Source organism: Ideonella azotifigens (assembly GCF_006519715.1).
GTDB classification, from domain to species: domain Bacteria; phylum Pseudomonadota; class Gammaproteobacteria; order Burkholderiales; family Burkholderiaceae_C; genus Ideonella; species Ideonella azotifigens.
On record NZ_VIDT01000674.1, the window covers coordinates 1 to 2,922 of the forward strand.

A 2,922-nucleotide genomic window follows, 5' to 3' on the forward strand; every position below is an offset into this window, starting at 1 on the left:
CACCAGGCGACGCCTGCGCAAGGACAGCAGGAAAGCCTCGGCCAGGTCGTCGGGCGGTGGTGCTTGCGTCATCGAGAAGGCCTCTGCCATCCAGGTTGGAAAGGCCATTGTGCCGCCTGCTTCAGCTGCGCAAATGGCACGCCACCCAGTGCCCATCGGCCACCTGCTTCAGCTCGGGCCGCTGCTCGCGGCATTGCGCGGTCTGCGCCAGCGGGCAGCGGGTGTGGAAGTGGCAGCCGGTGGGTGGGTGGATGGGGCTGGGCAGGTCGCCTTGCAGCGGGATGCGGCGGCGCTTGACGGTGGGATCAGGGATGGGGACGGCCGACAGCAGGGCTTCGGTGTAGGGGTGGCGGGGCTCGGTATAGAGGGCCTTGGCGGGCGCGATCTCGACGATGCGGCCCAGGTACATCACGGCCACGCGGTGGCTGATGTGCTCGACCACGCTGAGGTCGTGCGCGATGAACAGGTAGGCCAGGCCGAACTGCTCGCGCAGGTCTTCGAGCAGGTTGATGACCTGGGCCTGGATGGACACGTCCAGCGCCGAAACCGCCTCGTCGCAGACCACCAGCTTCGGGCTGACGGCCAGCGCCCGGGCAATGCCGATGCGCTGCCGCTGGCCGCCAGAGAACTCGTGCGGGAAGCGGCGCATCTGGTCGGCCGACAGGCCCACGGTTTCCAGCAGTTCCACGACACGCGCCTCGCGCTGCTGCGCATTGCCGGCCAGCTTGTGGATGACCAGCGCCTCGCCGACGATGTCGCGCACCGACATGCGTGGGTTCAGGCTGGCGAACGGGTCCTGGAAGATGATCTGCATGTCGCGCGTCAGCGCGCGCAGCTCGGCCGGGCTGGCGCGGGTCACGCTGCGGCCTTCGAAGCTGACTTCGCCGGCAGTCGGCTCCAGCAGGCGCAGGATGCTGCGGCCCAGCGTGCTCTTGCCGCAGCCGGACTCGCCGACGATGCCCAGCGTCTCACCCGGCGCCAGCTCGAAGCTGACGCCGTCCACCGCATGCACCCGCGCGACCTCGCGGCCCAGCAGCCCGCCATGGATGGGGAACTGCTTGACCAGGCCTTCGACCTTCAGCAATGGCATGCTCATGACCGCCCCTCGTCCGACGAATACGTCGGCCGATCCCCCGAGGGGATACGGGCCGGCTTGGGAGCGGCCCGGCGCTCGGCCCGGGTAGAGGTGGGAGCAGGATGGCTCATGGCACCAGCTCCAGGATGCACGCCACCTTGTGGCCCGGCGCTGCCTCGCGCAGCGCCGGCGTGGCGGTGGTGCAGGCTGGCGTGACATGGCGGCAGCGCGGCGCGAAGCGACAGCCGACCGGCGGGTTGATCAGGCGCGGCACGCTGCCGGCAATCGCTTCGAGCCGGGTCTTGTGCACGGCGTCGCGGTCAATGCGCGGGATCGAGCGGATCAGGCCCTGGGTGTAGGGGTGGCGCGGGCGGGCGAACAGGTCTTCCACGCCGGCTTCCTCGACCACCTGGCCGGCGTACATCACGACCACGCGCTGGCCGACTTCGGCGACCACGCCCATCGCGTGCGTGATCAGCAGCACCGCCATGCCCAGGCGCTCCTTGAGCTCCTGCAGCAGGTCCAGGATCTGCGCCTGGATGGTCACGTCCAGCGCGGTGGTGGGTTCGTCGGCGATCAGCAGCTTCGGGCTGCAGGCCAGCGCCATCGCGATCATCACGCGCTGGCGCATGCCGCCGCTGAACTGGTGCGGGTAATCGTTCACGCGCCGCTCGGGCGTGGGGATGCGCACAAGGCGCAGCATCTCGACAGCACGCGCCATCGCGTCTGCACGGCTCAGCCCTTCGTGCAGGCGCACGCTCTCGGCGATCTGCCGGCCCACGGTGTAGACCGGGTTCAGCGAGGTCATGGGCTCCTGGAAGACCATGGCGATTTCCTTGGCCCGCACGCGCTGCATGGCCGCAGCGTCCAGCGGCACCAGGTCACGCCCCTGCCACAGCACCTGGCCGGCGACGATGCGGCCCGGCGGCATGTCGATCAGCTTCATCACCGTTTTGGCGGTGACGCTCTTGCCGCAGCCGGACTCGCCGACCACACAGACCGTCTGCCCGGCCTCGACCGCGATGTCCACGCCATCGACCGCGTGCAACCAGCCGTCGTCGGTGAGGAAATGGGTCTTCAGCCCGCGAATGTCGAGCAGTGCAGTCATGTCGACCCCCAAGACGCCTGCGGCGTCGCCCCCCCGAGGGGGAGCGATGCGAGCTTGGGGCGGCCCGGCGCTCGCATCAGAACACCCTGCGTGGGTCCAGCGCGTCGCGCAGGCCGTCGCCAATGAAGTTGATGGCCAGCACCGTGAGGAAGATGGCCAGGCCGGGGAACAGCGCCCAGTGCGGTGCGATGTCCAGGTAGTCCTTGGCGTCGAACAGGATGCGGCCCCAGGTCGGGATGTCGGGCGGGAAGCCCAGGCCGAGGAAGGACAGCGTGCTCTCGGCAATGATGGCGCCGGCCACGTCCACCGTGCCGGCCACGATCACCGGGCCCAGCGCGTTGGGCAGGATGTGGCGCCAGACCAGCCGCATGCGGCCCGCGCCCAGCGCCCGTGCGGCCTCGACGAACTCCTTCTCGCGCAGGCTGAAGAACTGGGCCCGCACCAGCCGCGCCACCGGCATCCAGCCAAACGCGCCGATCACGCCCACGATCAGGACGAAGACGCCGAGTTCGGGCCCGAAGGCGTTTTTCAGCGTCTCGCGGAACAGGTAGATGACCAGCAGCAGCAGCGGCAGTTGCGGCAGCGACAGGAACAGATCGGTCAGCCACATCAGCGCGGTGTCCACCCAGCCGCGGGACATGCCGGCGGCAGCGCCGATCAGCGTGCCCACGCCGATCGCCATGCCCATGGCCGCCAGGCCCACCGCCAGGCTGATGCGCCCGCCGTACAGCAGCCGCGC

General features: G+C 69.7%; 3 protein-coding genes. All 3 read right to left on the reverse strand.

Features of this window, described 5'->3' with window-relative positions:
* Positions 1-121 precede the first annotated feature (121 nt).
* On the reverse strand, positions 122-1,096 hold the full coding sequence (locus FKP22_RS26045; RefSeq protein WP_141290748.1) for an ABC transporter ATP-binding protein: 975 nt from the start codon (positions 1,094-1,096) through the stop codon (positions 122-124).
* Between the two features lie 106 nt (positions 1,097-1,202).
* Positions 1,203-2,183 carry an ABC transporter ATP-binding protein gene (locus FKP22_RS26055; protein ID WP_141290752.1) on the reverse strand — a complete coding sequence of 327 codons (981 nt, stop codon included), beginning with the start codon at positions 2,181-2,183 and terminating at the stop codon, positions 1,203-1,205.
* Between the two features lie 76 nt (positions 2,184-2,259).
* Positions 2,260-2,922 (reverse strand): ABC transporter permease (locus FKP22_RS26060; protein ID WP_141290754.1); only part of this gene is annotated, 663 nt, incomplete at its 5' end.

Bases quoted from the DNA above. Each gene is read 5' to 3' on its own strand.
- FKP22_RS26045 (WP_141290748.1), bottom strand. From the start codon at position 1,096: ATGAGCATGCCATTGCTGAAGGTCGAAGGCCTGGTCAAGCAGTTCCCC.
- FKP22_RS26055 (WP_141290752.1), bottom strand. From the start codon at position 2,183: ATGACTGCACTGCTCGACATTCGCGGGCTGAAGACCCATTTCCTCACC.